Source organism: Ignavibacteria bacterium, assembly GCA_013177855.1.
Lineage (GTDB): Bacteria > Bacteroidota > Ignavibacteria > Ch128b > Ch128b > Ch128b.
Genome location: JABLYA010000001.1, coordinates 17,404 through 35,630 on the forward strand (window position 1 = coordinate 17,404; position 18,227 = coordinate 35,630).

15 protein-coding genes are annotated in these 18,227 nt (G+C 28.6%); all 15 read left to right on the plus strand.

The genetic code is table 11. The features are described from left to right. Positions 1–3 precede the first annotated feature (3 nt). The 15 genes from HPY57_00085 (at position 4) to HPY57_00155 (ending at position 18,223) form a co-directional block, all read left to right on the plus strand. The gene (locus HPY57_00085) at positions 4–2,154 is read left to right on the plus strand and encodes a Gfo/Idh/MocA family oxidoreductase (protein ID NPV10178.1); all 2,151 of its coding nucleotides are present in this window, start codon (positions 4–6) and stop codon (positions 2,152–2,154) included. A 16-nt stretch (positions 2,155–2,170) separates the two neighbouring features. Beyond that, positions 2,171–3,301: a hypothetical protein gene (locus HPY57_00090; GenBank protein NPV10179.1), complete on the plus strand. Its 1,131-nt coding sequence runs from the start codon at positions 2,171–2,173 to the stop codon at positions 3,299–3,301. Then, positions 3,294–4,445 carry a glycosyltransferase family 4 protein gene (locus HPY57_00095; protein ID NPV10180.1) on the plus strand — a complete coding sequence of 384 codons (1,152 nt, stop codon included), beginning with the start codon at positions 3,294–3,296 and terminating at the stop codon, positions 4,443–4,445. The genes HPY57_00090 and HPY57_00095 overlap by 8 nt, the downstream gene beginning before the upstream one ends. A gap of 16 nt (positions 4,446–4,461) precedes the next feature. Beyond that, positions 4,462–5,466, plus strand: coding sequence for a GNAT family N-acetyltransferase (locus HPY57_00100; GenBank protein NPV10181.1), 1,005 nt, complete (start codon positions 4,462–4,464; stop codon positions 5,464–5,466). Positions 5,467–5,694: 228 nt separating this feature from the next. Further along, positions 5,695–5,931, plus strand: coding sequence for a hypothetical protein (locus HPY57_00105; GenBank protein NPV10182.1), 237 nt, complete (start codon positions 5,695–5,697; stop codon positions 5,929–5,931). Positions 5,932–6,167: 236 nt separating this feature from the next. Further along, positions 6,168–7,349, plus strand: a complete 1,182-nt coding sequence (locus HPY57_00110) for a glycosyltransferase (GenBank protein ID NPV10183.1) — start codon at positions 6,168–6,170, stop codon at positions 7,347–7,349. After that, positions 7,350–8,357, plus strand: a complete 1,008-nt coding sequence (locus HPY57_00115; GenBank protein ID NPV10184.1) for a Gfo/Idh/MocA family oxidoreductase — start codon at positions 7,350–7,352, stop codon at positions 8,355–8,357. Continuing rightward, complete coding sequence (locus HPY57_00120; GenBank protein NPV10185.1) at positions 8,354–9,334, plus strand: hypothetical protein; 981 nt, start codon at positions 8,354–8,356, stop codon at positions 9,332–9,334. The genes HPY57_00115 and HPY57_00120 overlap by 4 nt, the downstream gene beginning before the upstream one ends. Next, the gene (locus tag HPY57_00125) at positions 9,335–10,435 is read left to right on the plus strand and encodes a DegT/DnrJ/EryC1/StrS family aminotransferase (GenBank protein ID NPV10186.1); all 1,101 of its coding nucleotides are present in this window, start codon (positions 9,335–9,337) and stop codon (positions 10,433–10,435) included. 13 nt (positions 10,436–10,448) lie between these two features. Next, positions 10,449–10,913 (plus strand): phosphatidylglycerophosphatase A, encoded by a 465-nt coding sequence (locus HPY57_00130; GenBank protein NPV10187.1) that lies wholly within the window; start codon positions 10,449–10,451, stop codon positions 10,911–10,913. Continuing rightward, on the plus strand, positions 10,910–12,031 hold the full coding sequence (locus HPY57_00135) for an ATP-grasp domain-containing protein (protein ID NPV10188.1): 1,122 nt from the start codon (positions 10,910–10,912) through the stop codon (positions 12,029–12,031). Before HPY57_00130 ends, HPY57_00135 begins: the two co-directional genes overlap by 4 nt. An 82-nt stretch (positions 12,032–12,113) precedes the next feature. Then, positions 12,114–13,088: a polysaccharide deacetylase family protein gene (locus HPY57_00140; GenBank protein ID NPV10189.1), complete on the plus strand. Its 975-nt coding sequence runs from the start codon at positions 12,114–12,116 to the stop codon at positions 13,086–13,088. Between the two features lie 25 nt (positions 13,089–13,113). After that, positions 13,114–15,366, plus strand: coding sequence for a T9SS type A sorting domain-containing protein (locus tag HPY57_00145; protein NPV10190.1), 2,253 nt, complete (start codon positions 13,114–13,116; stop codon positions 15,364–15,366). A gap of 226 nt (positions 15,367–15,592) precedes the next feature. Continuing rightward, positions 15,593–16,780: a DegT/DnrJ/EryC1/StrS family aminotransferase gene (locus tag HPY57_00150; protein ID NPV10191.1), complete on the plus strand. Its 1,188-nt coding sequence runs from the start codon at positions 15,593–15,595 to the stop codon at positions 16,778–16,780. Positions 16,781–16,786: 6 nt separating this feature from the next. Further along, positions 16,787–18,223 (plus strand): sugar transferase, encoded by a 1,437-nt coding sequence (locus tag HPY57_00155; protein ID NPV10192.1) that lies wholly within the window; start codon positions 16,787–16,789, stop codon positions 18,221–18,223. Positions 18,224–18,227: the final 4 nt, after the last annotated feature.

Consider the following 18,227-nt stretch of genomic DNA (forward strand, 5'->3'; position numbering starts at 1 on the left):
AATATGAAGCAGATATTATTAAGAAAAGGCAATGTTCATATTGAGGAAGTTCCTGTACCTTCAATTATCGAAGGTTGTGTTTTGGTCGAAGTTAAATACTCGTTTATTAGTTCAGGAACAGAATTGTCATCACTTACAACTTCAGGTGAATCACTATTAACCAAAGCTAGGAAACAACCTGATAAAGTCAAGAAAGTTCTTGAGCAGCTACCCATTTATGGTTTAACTGGAATGATTGATAAAATCAGGAGGGAACTTGATCTTGGTAAGCCTACAGGTTATAGTTGTTCAGGAATTGTAAAAGAAGTTGGTAAAGGCATTGATGATCTTAAACCTGGTGATATGGTTGCATGTGCAGGTGATGCATATCATGCTGAATTTGTTTGTGTCCATAGAAATTTAGTTGTAAAAATACCCGAAAATTGTTCAGTCCAAGATGCCTCTTCGGTTGCTTTAGGAGCAATTGCATTACAGGGTGTTAGAAGAGCTGATAATAGAATAGGTGAAACTGTCACAATATTAGGGACTGGACTTATAGGATTATTAACTCTTCAAATTTTAAAAGCGGCAGGTTGTAAGGTAATTGCTGTTGATATTAGTGATGATAAACTAAATATTGCTAGAGAATTAGGTGCAGATTTTACTATTAATCTTACGACAGAAGATCTTATATTTAAGGTGAACACTATTACAAGGGGTTGGGGATCAGATAGTGTAATAATTACGGCAAGTTCTGGTTCTTCAGAAGTTACGAATACTGCAATGGAAATTGTACGGAAAAAAGGAAAGGTCGTTGTGGTTGGGGCAGTTGGAATGAATCTGAAAAGAAAACCTTTCTATGAGAAAGAAGCTGATTTCCTAATCTCGTGTTCTTATGGTCCAGGAAGATACGATGAGAATTATGAAATTTTAGGTAATGATTATCCATATCCGTATGTTAGGTGGACTGAAAATAGGAATATGAATGAATATCTTGAACTGATAGCTTCAAAGAAAATAGATTTATCAAAGTTACCTGTTCAAGTTTTTGCTTTTAGCGAGGCTTCAAAGGCATTTAATGCGCTGGCAACTGATAAAAAAATGATCGCAGCAATTCTTCGGTATGGAGAAATAATAATCCCGAGAGAAAACTATAACTTTTCTCGAATTGTACTAACAAACAGGACCTTCAAAAAAAATAAAATTAATACTGCTATAATTGGTGCGGGAAGTTTTGCAATTAGCAACCATTTGCCCAATTTAAAGAAACTATCTCAATATTATTCGATTGGGGTAGTTGTTGATAGGAATCCATACAAAGCAAAGGAAATAGCAAGACAATTTGGTGCAAAATATGCAACGACTAATATTAACAGTGTTTTAAACGATAAGGATATTGATTTAGTTATTATTACAACTAGACATAATCAGCATGCAGAACTTGTTATTGCTAGCGCCAAAGCTGGAAAATCCGTTTTTGTTGAAAAACCATTAGCTATGAATCCTGATGAACTAAAGAATATAGTAAATATCATTAAGGAATTTAATACACCATTAATGGTTGGATTTAATCGAAGATTTTCTCCCTTCTCAAAAAAAATAAAAGAAAAAATCTCTAACAGAGTTAATCCTTTGGTTATTAATTATCGAGTGAATGCAGGTAATATTCCACTTGACCATTGGACTCGTGGTCCTCAGGGGGGAGGTAGAATTATTGGAGAAGCTTGTCATATGTTTGATTTAATGAATTATTTCACTTCCTCAAAACCAATTGATGTGATATCAAGAAGTATAAGAAATCCAACACATTATCATTTTGTCAAAGATAATTTTTCTGCAACAATATCATATGAAGATGGATCTTTTGGAAATTTAATTTATACTTCATTCGGATCACCAAAATTACAAAAGGAATATATTGAGATTTATTGTGATGGTAACGTTTATATTATAAATGACTTTTTAAGTTTAGAATTATACGAAAATTCCAATAAAAAAATAAAATCTTGGAAAGTGGAGAAAGGTTATTTAGAAGAACTAGAAGAGTTTGCTAAATCACTTTTGAATAAAACAGAAATACCGATATCGTTGGATGAGATTATTTTTGCAACTGAAATTAGCTTTATAGTAGATAAACAAATTTCTGACGGGTTAAATCTTGCTCCAGCTCTCTGAAAAAATATTTAGATCCTTGTTCTCACTTGAAAATTGGATAAATTATAATGGTCATATAGGATTTGACCATTATGATATTCTTGCTCATCCATTCTTTAGATTTTTAACCAAAAATAAACTAATTAAACTCCAGACAATTTTGATTGATTCCATTCCGAATTTTTTTGTTTTTTTATTTAATATTAATAAAAATTATAATGCGAAAGCTTTAGCTTTACTTATCAGAGCATATATTTTTCGATACAAGACTTCAAACGATTTTAAATATTTAGATAAAGCTATTCAGTGTGCAGAGTGGCTTATAGAAAATCCCTCAAAAGGTTATAAAAATTTTTGCTGGGGTTATCCTTTTAAATGGCAGGCAGCAGAACTTTTGAATGAAGGAACCCCATCAAGCGTTGTAACATCAAATGTGATAGACAGTTTACTAGAAATTTATAAGATTACAAAAGAGCAGAAATATCTTGATGTAATAGTCTCGGGGTGCAGATTCTTTGAAGAAGAATTAAATATTACTAATATAAGTGAGAATGAATTAAGCTTCAGTTATACACCCTTTGATAGAGAAGTATGTTATAATGCAAATATTATTTCTGCAGCTACTATATTTAAATCATCACAATTTGATAGAAAAATTTCTTTAGAAAAGGCAAAAAAAGCTCTTGAATTTACTCTTAATTCGCAACTTCCGGATGGATCCTGGCATTATATTTATCCAAATGACGGCAGGATCGATCCATATCATACCGGGTTTATACTGCGCGCTTTATATGATATTTATAAAGTGAGTCCAGATGAGAGAATCTTAAATGCGATCAGTAAGGGAATGGAATTTTACAGGAATAAACTGGTAAATGAGGATGGTTCACCGTTATACCGTGTGAATAGAAAATATCCCATAGATATTCACAGCTGTGCTGAAACAATTTTGTGCTTTTCTCAGATTTCACCTTTAAATCAAAAATATTTGAATATTGCATTAAGAACCGCTAACTGGACAATAGATAATATGCAGGATAAAAGTGGATATTTTTATTACAGGAAATATCCTTTTCATAAAGTAAAAATTGCCTATTTGAGGTGGTCGGAAGCGTGGATGTATTTTGCGCTAGCAAAATTGATATACATTGTTCGAAATTATGAATAAGAAATTAAAATACGATGTATGTATGATGACATCCTATCATCCTTATGATGATGATAGAATTTTTTATAAAGAGTTAAAAAGCCTTGTTAATAAAGGATATAGTGTAGTATTATTAGCTCCAGCAGAAAAAGATGAGTTTGAGTTAGATGGAATAAAAGTTCTCGGTTTCAAACGCAGAAGAAATCTGGGCAGATTTATTACTGTATTCCAAATGGCACGTACTGCATTAAAAATTAAAGCTAAAGTATATCATTTTCATGAACCGGAATTATTGGTTGCAGCACTTTTCTTAAGAATATTTTTAAAATGTAAACTTATTTATGATGTTCATGAGGAACATGCTACAAGTATTCCAATGAAAATTAAATCTCGATTTGTAAAAAATCTTGTTGGTACCTTTATATTTTTGATTGAAAGAATGTTTTCCAGGATTGTTGACCATATTATAGTTGTGCGTGAAGATCTAATACCAAGATTTACTTCTTATGGATGCAAGAATGTAAGTATTGTTATGGTGTGTCCTTCAAAAGAACAATTTAAAGATTATAAAAAGAGAAAAGAGATAATGAGTGGAGTTATAACAATTGTGCATGAGGGGAATTTAGACATTAAAACCAGAGGATTGGACAAATACTTATATGCCGCTAGAGAAGTTATACAGAAATATCCGGATATTAATTTTGTAACAATAGGTAGAGCTCCAAAAGAAGACATTGAATGGATGAAATCTTTTATAAAGGTAAATAAGTTAGAAAAGAATTTTACATTTACTGGTTGGGTGGATTTTAATAGAATTCCAGACTACCTCTTTAATTCAGATATTGGAATTTTATTGCTACAACCTGTTTCAAAAAATAATATGATGGGTATACCAAATAAGCTTTTTGATTATATGGCTGCTGGTATTCCAGTTGTTGCTTGTAATTTCCCAAATATTGCCAAAATTATTGGTGAATGTAATTGTGGATTTCTAATTGATTCAAGTTCGTATTCTGAAATTGCAGAAGCAATTTTAAAACTGATTGAAAATAAAAATCACGCTAAAATTTTGGGGCAGAATGGTAGAAAATGTTTTGAGACTATCTATAATTGGGAAAATATGGAGTCTAAGTTGATTTCAGTTTATAATAACACCCTTGAATAATTGTTAAATTTCTGATATGATTATTACCAAAATAGTGAATCTTGATGATGATTGGGATGCAAAATTATTAGAATTTAATAATTGGAATATATTTCAGACTTCTACATGGGTAACAAACTATCAAAAAATATATTATCCCAATGCTAAATCGTTAGGACTTTTTATTTATGAAGATAATTCTCTAGTTGGATTAATACCATTAATAAAAGCGAATTTGTATTTTATTAAAGTTGTTGGTTCACCTATAAGACATTCTTTAACCCCCTTTATGGGCTTTGCATTCCAAGAAGGAAAATTTGAGACATGTTTTAATGCACTTCTTGATTATGCAAAATCAATGAAGGCTAATATTTTATCATTAACTCAAGGGGAATTGTTTCCAAATAATGTTAGAAATATAAAATATTCTCAAATCAATACTTATACTACTTCTGTAATATCTCTTCTTCAAACTGAAGATGAGTTATGGAAAAAAATTGATTCAAAAACAAGAAATCAAATTAGAAAAGGGGAAAAAAATAATTTTAATATTTCGTTTGACATTAGTCCTGAAATTATTAATTCATATTTGGAGCTAAGGACAATTTTGTATCAAAAACAGGGAATGGAATATGAATTGTCAAATAGATTTTTATTAAACATGTTTAATAAATTACCTAAAAAATCAATTCAACTGCTTACTATTGAGTATGAAAATAAATTAATTTCAGCGGGAGTGTTTTTACTTTTTAACAAAACATGTTATTATTGGGATGGAGTTTCAAAAGCTGAATATAATAAATTATGTCCTAATAATGTCATTCAATGGTTTATTATTAAATGGGCAAAAAGTAATGGTTTTTATTGGTACGATTTAGGCGGTACTAACACACCATCAATAGCTCATTTTAAAAAAGGTTATGGAGGAATTACAAAAGAATATAATTCGGTTCAAATTTTTCGTCCTGAAATACTATCAAAAATATGGAATTATTGGAAACAAAAAACAATTAAAAAAAATCCTCGTCTTAATAAGGATTAATAAAGACTTATTGTCATTGATCATTTGAGATGATCTTAATCGCTTTCATGGTTAAAAGAATATTTTATTAAAACATTAAGTGAAGTAACATCTAATTTATGTTTATTAAATATTAAACTACTTATTATCTAAACGAATATACTTAATTCTTCGGTTAGTGAATGAAAAAAATATATCCAGATTAATTTTTAAAAGATTACGTTTCCTTCAAATAAGATAATCGAACTTATGTTAGGTGGTCAACATATTTATGTATTTCATTTAGAAAATTCGAAAACGTTCTCATCTTTTGTAGATGAATTAGATTGTCATAAAAAGAGAGAAGGAAATTATATTAAAATTTTATTAAAACATGGATCAGGTGAATATAAATATGAATTAAATCATTATGAACTAAATGAACCGGGGAAATATATTAACTGGGGTTTAAAAATAGGAATGAAATATTTCTTTGGTAAGCGGTAAAGCCAAATGAACAACCTATTAGTTTAGATCCAACAACTTGCTATTCTTCAGCATTTATTATGGAGCAAAAATGTTGAAATATTGAAAACTATGATAAAAGATGACTAATTGAAAGCTCGAAGTATAAAGATATCGTCCTATTATTTCATCCTGATAATATAATTTTTAATAAAATGCTTTATGATTAACTTAATTATATACTTGATAATGTAGAAGTGAAAAAAAATTATTCTGCAATGAAAATAAATATATTGATGGTGGCATACACAAACTATTCTACAGATTCCCGAGTAATTAAGGAGTCCTCGGCTTTAGTAGAAAGAGGTATGTTTGTAGATTTTATTTGTCTTAAAGATGAAAATTTACACTCTTGTTCACCCTTAAAAGGTATCAATATTATAAATATACCATTAAAACGCTATCGTGGGAAAAATAAATACCTGTATGTTTTATATTATTTAATCTTTTTCTTGTTTGTTTTTTTAATTTCCAGTTTTCTTTATATTAAAAAACGTTATAAAATTATACATATTAATAATATGCCAGATTTTTTAGTTTTTGCAGCTATTATTCCTAAATTATTTGGAGCTAAATTAATTCTTGATATTCACGATCCATTACCATTGACTTTTCTAACTAAATTTAATTTATCGAAAAACAATTTTTTTTATAAATTATTATTACTCGAAGAAAGAGTATCGGCAAAATTTGTTGATAAAGTAATAACTACTCATTCTTTTTTAAGAAACGAAGTATTAAAGACAGATGGATTGCCAATAGAAAAAATTGATGTTGTAATGAATTTAGCTGATGAACAGAGATTCAAATTTCTATATAACTATAACCTAAATGGAAAAATTCATCTTGTATATTATGGTACGATAGCTGAAAGATTTGGATTACAATATATTCTCGAATTATTTTATAAATTTAATATATTTAATAACTTTAATATTGAGCTTACTATTATTGGATCAGGTGATTATGAAACATATCTTAAAAACTTGATTAAAAGAAATAAACTTGAATCATATGTAAATTTTATAAATAAAAATATTCCATATGAAGAATTACCGAAAGTTTTATCTAATTTTAATCTGGGCTTAGTACCTTATGAATTATCTTATGCAACAGAATACATGTTGCCTGTAAAATTGTTGGAACTGATTAGTCTTGGAATTCCTGTTTTGGTAATTAAGAATAAAGCGATTTCATACTATTTTACGGATGAGGATGTGTTTTTTTTCAATCTTACTGAACCTGATGTTTTTATAAAACTAATAAAAAAAATTTATGACAATAAAGACCTTTTGTACGAAAAAAGAAGAAAACTAAAAGAAATTCGAAAGAAATTCTTTTGGAGCAATGAAGCTGTCAAATATTATAACATCATTCAAAATCTAGTAGGAGTAAATTAATTGGGAAAATTAAAATTTGCTATTGTTGGTTGTGGTAGAATAGCTCAGAGGCATGCTGAACATATTAATAGATTAGGTATTCTTACTGCTGTTTGTGATATAAAAATAGATAAAGCTATTGAGTTAGGTAAAAAATATAATGCTATTATATATGATAATATTGATTCTTTATTATCATCTCAAATGGATACTGATGTTGTTTCAATTTGTACTCCAAATGGTTTACATGCTGAACACACTATCAAAGCACTAAATGCTGGTTATAATGTATTATGTGAAAAACCAATGGCATTAAATGTAGCAGATTGCCAATTAATGATTGATGCTGCAAAAAAAAATAACAAAAAACTTTTTATTGTAAAGCAAAATCGATTTAATCCACCAATAATGGCATTAAAAAAAGTTATTGATGAGGGAAGATTAGGTAAAATTTTTAATGTCCAACTCAATTGTTTTTGGAATAGAACTGAAACATACTATAAAAATTCTGATTGGAAAGGAACAAAAAAACTCGATGGAGGGACCTTATTTACTCAGTTTAGCCACTTTATTGATCTTCTTTATTGGTTAATTGGGGATGTTATTGAAGTTAAAGGTTATCGAGCTAATTTCTTGCTAAAAGATACCATTGAGTTTGAAGATACCGGCGTTGTTATTCTAAAATTTAATAATGGTGCACTCGGAACAATTAATTACACTGTGAATAGTTATAAGAAAAATATGGAAGGGTCAATAACTGTTTTTGGTGAAAAGGGTACTGTGAAAGTTGGTGGACAATATCTTAATGTTCTGGAATACCAAAGTATTGATGGATATGAAATTACTGATGTACCCGAATCAAGGCCTTCAAATGATTATGGTTTTTATCAGGGATCAATGTCTAATCATGATAAAGTTTACGAAAATGTTATTGATGTACTTAAAAATGGAGCCGAAATAGCTACAAGTGGAGAAGAAGGGTTAAAAACTGTTGAAATCATTGAAAAGATTTATAGTTCATTAATATGAGGGGAAAAATTAAATTAGCATTGATATGTACAAGAGGGGGTCATTTTGAACAGTTAAGGAATTTAGATGAGCTTTACTCCAAGTATAATCACTTTTGGATTACTAATAAATCTTCTCAGACGGAATCTTCATTAAAATTTGAAGATAAGTATTATATAAGAGAAGCTCATTATAAAAAGCCGTGGCAGTACATTTCGCATATTCCAAAAATTATAAAAATCTTTCTAAAAGAAAGACCAACAACTATTTTATCAACAGGTTCGGGCGTTACATGCTTAGTACCATTTTTACTCTCTATTATTTTTAGAATTAGATTTATATATATTGATACATTTTCTTATGTAAAATCACTAACAAAATTTGGTAGATTTGTATATAAGCTGCGTGGGATTGTACTTGTACAATGGAAAAAAGAAAAGTTATTTCCTAGGTCAATATATTGTGGGCCAGTTTTTAAAAATGAAGTTAATGTTAAACATGATTTGAACGTTAATAATTATATTTTTGTATCATTAGGAACTCGCCCTGAGCCCTTTATTAGGATGCTACAAATTTTAGACGATTTATGTAAGAAGAAAAAAATTACCCAAAAATTGATCGTCCAGGCTGGACATACAGAATATTTTTCAGATAATATGGATTTATTTAGTTTTAAAAGCGAAAATGAAATAGAAGAATTGATCAAAAATTCATCATTTGTAATAACACAGGAAAGCGCTGGTATAGTTACCAAATGTTTAAAAATGAATAAAAAATTTATAGTAATGCCGAGAAGATATGAATTTGGCGAACTACCGGTAAAAAGTGATATGGATGAAGACCTTCATTATAAGTTAGAAGAGTTAGGATATACAAAAGTTGTTACTAACTTGGAAGAAATGGAGGATGCAATTAAACATTTAGATGAGATAAAAACGGGTTTTAAATTTGATAATTCATTAGCAATTAAAATATTAAAAAAACTGATTGAAGGATAAATTATGATACCTTTTGTTGATTTAAAAATTCAATATGAAGCTATGAAAGAAGAAATCGATTATGTTATCTCAGAAGTAATAAAAGAAACAGCATTTATAAAAGGTAAGTATGTAGAAAAATTTGAGAATGAATTTGCAGAAAAGTATGGCGTTAAGCATTGTATCGGCGTTGCTAATGGGACAGATGCAATTTATATTGTTTTAAAAATGCTTGGTATTGGACCCGGAGATGAAGTAATAACAACGGCACATAGTTGGATTTCTACCTCGGAGACCATTACCCAATGTGGAGCAAAACCTGTTTTTGTAGATACAGATGAGTTTTATACAATTAATTCATCAAAGATTGAAGAAAAAATTACTTCCAAAACAAAAGCAATCATCCCTGTGCATTTATATGGACAGGCATGCGAAATGGATACAATAATTAAACTAGCTAACAAATACAATCTTTTTGTTATTGAAGATTGTGCACAAGCTCATTTTGCAGAATATAATGGTAAAAAAGTGGGAACCTTTGGAATAGCTGCAACATTTAGTTTTTATCCTGGTAAGAATTTAGGAGCTTATGGAGACGCTGGAGCAATAATTACTAATGAAGATGATTTAGCTAAGAAATGCAGGATGTATGCTAATCATGGTGCACTTAAAAAGCACCGTCATGAAATTGAAGGGATCAACAGTCGACTAGATGGGTTACAAGCTGCCATTCTTTCTGTAAAACTTAAATATATAGATGATTGGAATAGAAAAAGATTAAATAATGCTTTAATTTATAATGATTTATTGAGTAATATTCAGCAAGTGCAAATTCCAAAAATACGAAACAATTCCAAACATATTTTTCACATTTATTGTGTTCAGGTTGAAAAAAGAGAAAGATTAAGGGAATTTTTAAGTCAAAATGGTATAGAAACACAAATTCATTATCCGACAATGCTCCCTTTTATGCCTGCATATAAGTACTTAAACCATAAATATGAAGATTTTTCAAATGCGTATAATTATCAGGATAAAATTCTAAGTCTTCCAATGTATCCTGAACTTTCTAGAGAACAAATAGAGTATATTGTTAATAATATTAAAGAGTTTTTCGATTAATTTTATTTTTCAAATGTCAATAGCTAAATACATTCCTAAAATCTTTTGCAGTTTGTTTGGAATAGGTTTTATTAAAAGAGGTGGTGCAAGTATTGGGGCGGTTCTAGGAGTAATTTTCTTTTATTTCATAAATGAGACAGGTTTTATGCTATTATTTTTAATATGGGCGATAATATTAATCTTAGGTATGATGTTCTCAGATTTAATTTCAAGAGATCTTTGTAATAAAGATCCACAATTTATCATCATTGATGAGTTTATTGGAGCATTTACATCTTTATTATTTCTTCCCCATTATAATATTGTAATATATATTTTAGCAATAATATTTTTCAGATTAAATGATAGATTCAAACCATTTGGTATAAAAAAGGTTGAGTTACTAGGAGGAGGTAAAGGGATAATGCTAGATGATATTTTGGCGGGAATCTATTCTAATATATTTTTAAGAATTTTAATTTTAGGAATAAAATTATGAACTACTTGGAAAAAGTAATTTTATTAGATGCACATCATCGTCACTCACTAGCTATAATCAGAAGTCTGGGGAAAAAAGGTATACCTGTGTATGCTTGTAGTGATAGTAATTTCTTCCCAGCTCGTTTTTCGAAATATTGTTCTGGATTTATCAAATTTAACTATAATGACGACATTGATTTATTTGTAAATTTATTAAGAAAGAATAAAATCAAAATCATAATTGCATCAGCATTAAAGGGTAATGAGTTTATTTGTAAAAATGAGGAGTTATTGAAAAGGGAATTTAAAGCTGCTTATAATACTATAGAAATTTTTGAAGTAATTTCTAATAAATATCAAACTATTAAATTTTTTCAAAATATTGGAATTAAGTTTCCTAAAACATTAGAAATTAAAAATCCAGCTAGTATTGATTTTAAAGATTTTAAATACCCTGTTGTATTTAAATCAGTTGTAGATCAGGGTACTGTTAAATATGCTAACAACGAATTAGAGTTGAAAAGTATCATTATTAAATTTTTTAATGAGAATAAAAATCTAATTTTATTAAAAAAATACCCAATTATTCAGGAATATATTGAAGGGAAAGCGTACGGTTTTTTTAGTTTAACTTTTAACAATGAACTTTTGGCTTATTTTATGCACGAAAGAATACATGAGGTGCCACCTTCAGGTGGTCCTAGTGCTATGGCAAAAAGCATCTATGATGAACATCTTTTTGAGTTAGGTAAAAATATAGTTAAACATATGAATTGGAATGGGGTAGCAATGCTTGAGTTTAAGAAATCGCAAAAAGATGGGGAATATTATTTAATTGAAATTAATCCAAAATTCTGGGGTTCGCTTGATTTGGCAATCCATTGTGGGGTTGATTTTCCATATTTATTATATAAAAAATTAATAAATGAAAGTATTTCAGTGGAATATAATTCATACAAAACAGATGTAGTTTTTCGTTGGCTGACTATGGATTTGGCATACTCAATTAAGGCAAAGAAAAAATGGATATATTTAAAGAACTTTTTTAATAGAAATATTAAATCAGATTTTTTCATTAATGATATAGTACCAAATATAGTGCTTTTTATGCAAGGATTAAAAAAGATTATAAAATAAGTTTATTGCATTAAAATAATTTTTAGTTATTTATCTATACTTTTTTCTATATACTCAATAATTATTTTATTAATAAATAATCATGAATATAAATTTCTTATGTATAGATTTGGACGGTAAAATAAAAAATAGATTAACTGAGAATGATTTTGAGAACAAATTCTCAACAAAACAAAAGGTTTACTATAATTTTATTCGGCCGTTTGTTCCAATCACAATTCGTCAAAAAATTCAGGAAAAAGTAAATGCTAGGATTAAATGGAAAAAAGATTTTATTGATGCTTCTCTAGTAGCTGAAGTTATAGAGTTACAAAGTGACATAGTAACAAAATTGAAATATAAGAATGATAAAGACTGTGCAATTGTCCTAACTCATGATGTGGAAGAGCAAGAAGGTTTTAATTTCATTCCGAAAGTAATAGAATTAGAAGAAAAATATGGCTTTAAATCTTCATGGAATATTGTTCCATATAAATATAAAATAGATGAAGGGATTATAAAATTAATAAGAGAAACTGGTCATGAAATAGGAATTCACGGTTATAATCACGACGGAAAACTTTATTATTCTGAAAAAATATTTAATGAGCGGGTACCATTTATAAATGAAGCCTTAAAAAAATATAATGCGGTTGGTTTTAGATCACCTATGGTTCATAGAAATTTAAAATGGCTTCAAAAACTAAATATTGAATATGATGCATCCTGCTTTGATTATGACCCATTTCAACCTTTCCCTGGAGGGACTGGTTCAATATGGCCTTTTATAGCCGGAAAGTTTGTGGAACTACCCTATACATTACCTCAAGATCATACAATTTTTTACGTTTTGAAGCAAAAAGATATTTCAATTTGGAAGAATAAAGCTGAATGGATAGCAAAGAATAAAGGTGTGATTTTAATTATCACTCACCCAGATTACCTGCAGGAAAAGAAACATTTTGAATTGTATAAACAGCTACTAATTCATTTAAAAACTTATAAAAATGCTTGGTCTTGCTTACCAAAGGAGCTTAGCCAATTTTGGCGTAATCTGATTACTATAAAAAAATGCTAAAATAGCAAAATAAAGAAAACCCAATATGAAAATTGATTTTTTAGCCATAAAAGTTCAAAAATACAGCTTGATAAAAGAAATTTTTTTGGAGATTAAATTTGTAATTGTTTATTTAAACTTAATATTTTTTAATTACAGTTCTTTAATATGTCAGACAAGTATATTGACCAAACAAGGTGGTATTTGTTTTCGAGTAGATGATAATCAAGCAATTCAGAATTGGACCGATTATTCGAATATTTTTAATAAACACGGGTTTAAATTTTGTGCTGCCTTAAATTTTACTAATATTGTTAATAATACTTCTTATATTCAGTTAGTAAAAAATCTTCAATTAGCAGGTCATGAAATTCTTGACCATACACCTGACCACACTGTTGCTTATTTTAACAATGTTAGCGACACAAGTTATTATTCAGGCAGAGAAGGAGTTGATCATATTACTGAAGAAAAAAGAGTCTGTCTTAAGATTGCTAAAATAGATACAAATACATACATTAATGAGGGTTTGGTCAATATTCAAAATAATATGGTTTTTAGTGTAAAAAATGGTGAATTTTTTAAGGATATTGGTAGTACAGTTTATGTTTTATATTTTCCGACAATTAATAAACTTTGTAATATAATCAAAGCATATAATCGTGATTCAACAGATATTGATACATTACTAGTAAAGACGATATGGAATGAAAATGTCGATCTTGGGATACTTACTAATATTCCCTATCATAAAATTGGTATATTTGATATAACATTAGATAAAAAAGCAATTGAACTATTAATTGAAAGGTCAGTGAATTTAGCAAAAAATATAGATATTCTTCCCCCAAAAGGATGGATCCAACCCGGTGTTTACTTAGGAAATAGTTTCTATCTTAAGCCACGAGAAATTAAATTAGCAGCGGAAATAAAGTATGGTTATATTTGTGCGGGAATTGATGGTTTTTACAGTTATAAAACTTTTAATGAGTTTGATCCTTCTATTAAACGCTATTCAATAGGATGGGGAGACTTTTTTGAAGATCAAAAAACCTTTAATGAAATTAAAAAAATAATCGCCTCAAGAGTTGCCAGGCATTATTTTTCTGTTGGTCATTCGCACTTCTCGGGATTATTAGGTGGCTGGACAGGTTACTTAGCAAGAATGGATAGCTTATTAAATTGGTGTAAACAGAAAAAAATACCAGTAATGAATTATTCAGAAATGGCGAAAAAACTATATTTTGATAAACCCAATCCTTATGAAAATGTTTTTCCCAAATTAGATATTGATTTAGATGAAGATGGTTTCCCTGATGGTTATGATATTAATACTGCTTTCGGTATTTTTGATACTACCGATGGAGTAAGCTCAAGTTCGAAAAAATGTTTCTTGAGAAATAGTTCTGGAACTATAACAAGTGTTAGTCGTTTAGGTGGAATTGAAAAAGGGGAAAATGATTTTATAATTTATACAAAAGGAGCAAATGGTGATTCAATAAGGGTTAAATTTCAATTTGATGGGAATCCAGCTATTAGTAAAACTTTTATTTTCCCAGCTGATACAGATACATGGCAAAAATATTCACTAAGTTTGATTAATGAAAATTTTATTGTACCAGATTCAATTAATACATTAACAATAATAATAGCAACACATAAATATACAGCTGGCACAACAATAAAAATAAGTGGAATGGAATTACGTAAGAAATCTGCATATCCAATTTTACCATCTTTTTTACTACAACCTAAAATAGTCAATAATAAAATTGAACTAAATTGGATAAATAACGAAAGAGAAAAAGATTATCAGGTAATTTTACAAAGGAAAGATAGAAAAACATCAGAATATATTGACATTGTATCTGGTGATAAAAATTTAACTCATTATTTGGATACAACTGATTTAGAGGATGGTGAAATATATACATATAGGATTAAATGTATAACTGATTCTAACGAAATATCATATAGTGATACTGTTCAAATAAATTTTGTCTATTCTCAAATTAATGAAAATAATGATATTCCAAGTTCATTTAAACTTTATCAAAATTATCCAAATCCTTTTAATAATGAGACAATAATTAATTATCAGGTACCTTTTGCTGTTCAAGTTGAATTGAAGTTATATGATATTCTTGGAAGAGAAATTAAAGATTTAGAAAATTCGTATAAAACAGCTGGTAATTATTCGATAAAATTAAATTCTGGCAATCTGGCAAGCGGCGTTTATTTTTATTCACTTAAGGCGGGTAATTTTTATGAAGCAAGGAAAATGCTTTTACTTAAATAATAAAATAAGTTTAAATTTATATGAAATAGCATAGATCTTTAAGCATAAAAAAATTAAAAATCTCATTCGTTTATTTTATATAACTTTCTATTGTTATCGCTAAATCATAAAAAAATTTTTTTCTTAAAGTAAATATTAAAATTAAAATTCAGATTCTAACTTCATCTAAGTCTTGCCTTTTTATTATGTGATACTTTTACTATCAACTCAAAAAATAGGAGTAAAAATGAACATTCCTTTTTTGGACCTTAAAACCCAATACAATACAATTAAAAATGAAATACTTCATGAAATTAATGAAGTTCTTGATAATACTGCCTTTATATTAGGTAAGAAAGTTCAAGCATTTGAGGAAGCTTTTTCAAAAGCTCATAATGCAAAATATTGTTACGGGGTTAGTTCAGGTACCGATGGTAATCATATGGTTTTATGGGCATTGGGAATTGGTCCCGGTGATGAAGTAATTCTTCCAGCAAATACATTCATTGCCACAGCCTGGGGTGCGACATTATGTGGAGCCAAACCAGTTTTTGTAGATTGTCATCCATATAGTTATAACATTGATCCAGAAAAAATTACAAATGCTATTACTCCTAAAACAAAAGCAATTGTTGCAGTACATTTATATGGCCAACCAGCAGATATTGATGGTATCAAAGAAGCTTTAGTTTCTGATGATTTTATTGAGGAAAAGGCTGGGGAATTTATTAATCACAAGACAGGTCAAAAAATTTATCTTGTAGAAGATTGTGCTCAAGCTCATTTATCTGAATATAAGGGTAAAAAAGTTGGTACTTTAGGAATTGCTTCGTCGTGGAGTTTTTATCCAGGTAAAAATTTAGGCGCCTATGGAGAAGGTGGAGCCGTGATGACAAATGATGAGGAGCTTGCAAAAAAATTTAAGATGATACGCGATCATGGAGCTGAAGAAAAGTATATTCATCAAATTTATGGTCATAATTACAGAATGGAAGCAATTCAAGGTGCGGTTCTAGGTGTAAAAATGAAATATATTGAAAAATGGACTGAAGAAAGAAGGAGAGCTGCGAGAAAATATAATGAATTATTAAAAGATGTAAGAGAAATTGTTTTGCCAAAAGAAATGGATTATGCAAAACATGTTTATCATCTGTTTGTAATAAAATTATCTAATGAAGCAAAGTCAAATAATTCATATACAAGAGATAAATTACAAAAATTTCTTAACGAAAATGGTATCTCAACAGGATTACATTATCCAGTTCCTCTACATCTACAGCCTTGTTTTAGTCATTTAGGTTATAAAAAAGGTGACTTTTCCGTTTCGGAAGAACTAGCTGAAAATAGCTTATCATTGCCAATGTTTCCAGAATTGACTGATCAGCAAATTGAATATATTGCATCAAAGATTAAAGAATTTTTTAGTTCGAAATAAGAAGTAATGCATCTAAAAATTCCTAAATATAAATTAATTCTGGCTTGCCTTGATTTTTTAGTAATTAATTTTTCCTTTTTATTAGCCTACCATTTAACAATTAATCGATTAACACATATAAAAGGATTAAACTATTTATTTATTTTATTTTCATTTTTAATCTCAGGAATATTTTTATTTATTTATCAAATTCAGAATTTGTATAAAGTAAATATTTTCTTGACAAGAGCATTGCAGTTGGTTTTGTTGCTCAAATCATCTTTTTATGCATTGGTGATATTAATATTTTTGTTATTTGTATTAAATTTCCCTTTTGGATTGATTTCGAGATTATTTGTTACTATTTTTATTCTTTTAGTAATACTTACTGAAGCAATTTTTAGAATAGGTATTTTGAAGCCTTTATATGAAAAATTTTCGAAGAATAAAATTCTTAATAGAAAAGTTATTATTGTAGGAGCTGGCAAATCGGGTCAGAAATTAGCGGCTAAATTATTAGTCGAGAATCAGGTTGGTATTGATATCATTGGTTTTGCTGATGATAATGTGCCTATTGGAACAAAAATCACAGATAAATTTTCAGTTATTGGCAGTGTTGATGAAATTATACATATGAATGGAAATCTTGAAGTTGATGAGGTTATAATTTCAATCGATAACATTTCTTATGAGAATTTAATCAAAACAATTGATAAACTTAATTTAAAGGGTTTCTTTGTTAGAGTAAATTCAGAACTCTTTAAAACTATCCCTGAAAATATACTTGTTGAAAAGTATGGTGATATTCCTGTGATTAATACAACCCCACAAGTTTTAAGCACTTATACTTTATTCTTTAAATCGGTTTTTGATAAGATTGTTGCTTTGATAGGTTTGATCTTCTTGATGCCATTTTTCATAATAGTTGCATTAATAATTAAACTAACAAGTAAGGGTCCTGTTTTTTATAAACAGGAAAGAATAGGTAAAGATGGCAAGAAATTTATGTTTTTAAAGTTTAGATCAATGACATTTGAACAAGATGATGATAGTGAAAGAATAAAGATGATGTTAAAATTTATGAAAGAAAATAAAACTCCTGATCCAAATTCAACCAAAATCATTAATGAAAGTAGAGTAACAAAGATAGGTAGATTTTTAAGAAAATATTCTCTTGATGAGTTACCTCAACTTATTAATGTACTTAAAGGTGAAATGAGTTTGGTTGGTCCAAGACCCTGCTTGCCTTATGAATATGAAAACTATGAAGATTGGCAGAAAGAAAGAGTAAAAGTTTTACCTGGTTGTACTGGTGTCTGGCAGGTTTATGGAAGGAGTAAAGTTAACTTTAAAGACTCGGTTGTTATGGATTTGTATTATATAAATAATATGTCACCGTGGTTAGATCTTCAATTATTAATTAAAACAATCCCGGTATTGTTAACCGGTAAGGGAGGAAAATAATAGA

Bases quoted from the DNA above. Each gene is read 5' to 3' on its own strand.
- HPY57_00085 (NPV10178.1), top strand. From the start codon at position 4: ATGAAGCAGATATTATTAAGAAAAGGCAATGTTCATATTGAGGAAGTT.
- HPY57_00095 (NPV10180.1), top strand. From the start codon at position 3,294: ATGAATAAGAAATTAAAATACGATGTATGTATGATGACATCCTATCAT.
- HPY57_00100 (NPV10181.1), top strand. From the start codon at position 4,462: ATGATTATTACCAAAATAGTGAATCTTGATGATGATTGGGATGCAAAA.
- HPY57_00105 (NPV10182.1), top strand. From the start codon at position 5,695: ATGTTAGGTGGTCAACATATTTATGTATTTCATTTAGAAAATTCGAAA.
- HPY57_00110 (NPV10183.1), top strand. From the start codon at position 6,168: ATGAAAATAAATATATTGATGGTGGCATACACAAACTATTCTACAGAT.
- HPY57_00120 (NPV10185.1), top strand. From the start codon at position 8,354: ATGAGGGGAAAAATTAAATTAGCATTGATATGTACAAGAGGGGGTCAT.
- HPY57_00130 (NPV10187.1), top strand. From the start codon at position 10,449: ATGTCAATAGCTAAATACATTCCTAAAATCTTTTGCAGTTTGTTTGGA.
- HPY57_00135 (NPV10188.1), top strand. From the start codon at position 10,910: ATGAACTACTTGGAAAAAGTAATTTTATTAGATGCACATCATCGTCAC.
- HPY57_00140 (NPV10189.1), top strand. From the start codon at position 12,114: ATGAATATAAATTTCTTATGTATAGATTTGGACGGTAAAATAAAAAAT.
- HPY57_00145 (NPV10190.1), top strand. From the start codon at position 13,114: ATGAAAATTGATTTTTTAGCCATAAAAGTTCAAAAATACAGCTTGATA.
- HPY57_00150 (NPV10191.1), top strand. From the start codon at position 15,593: ATGAACATTCCTTTTTTGGACCTTAAAACCCAATACAATACAATTAAA.
- HPY57_00155 (NPV10192.1), top strand. From the start codon at position 16,787: ATGCATCTAAAAATTCCTAAATATAAATTAATTCTGGCTTGCCTTGAT.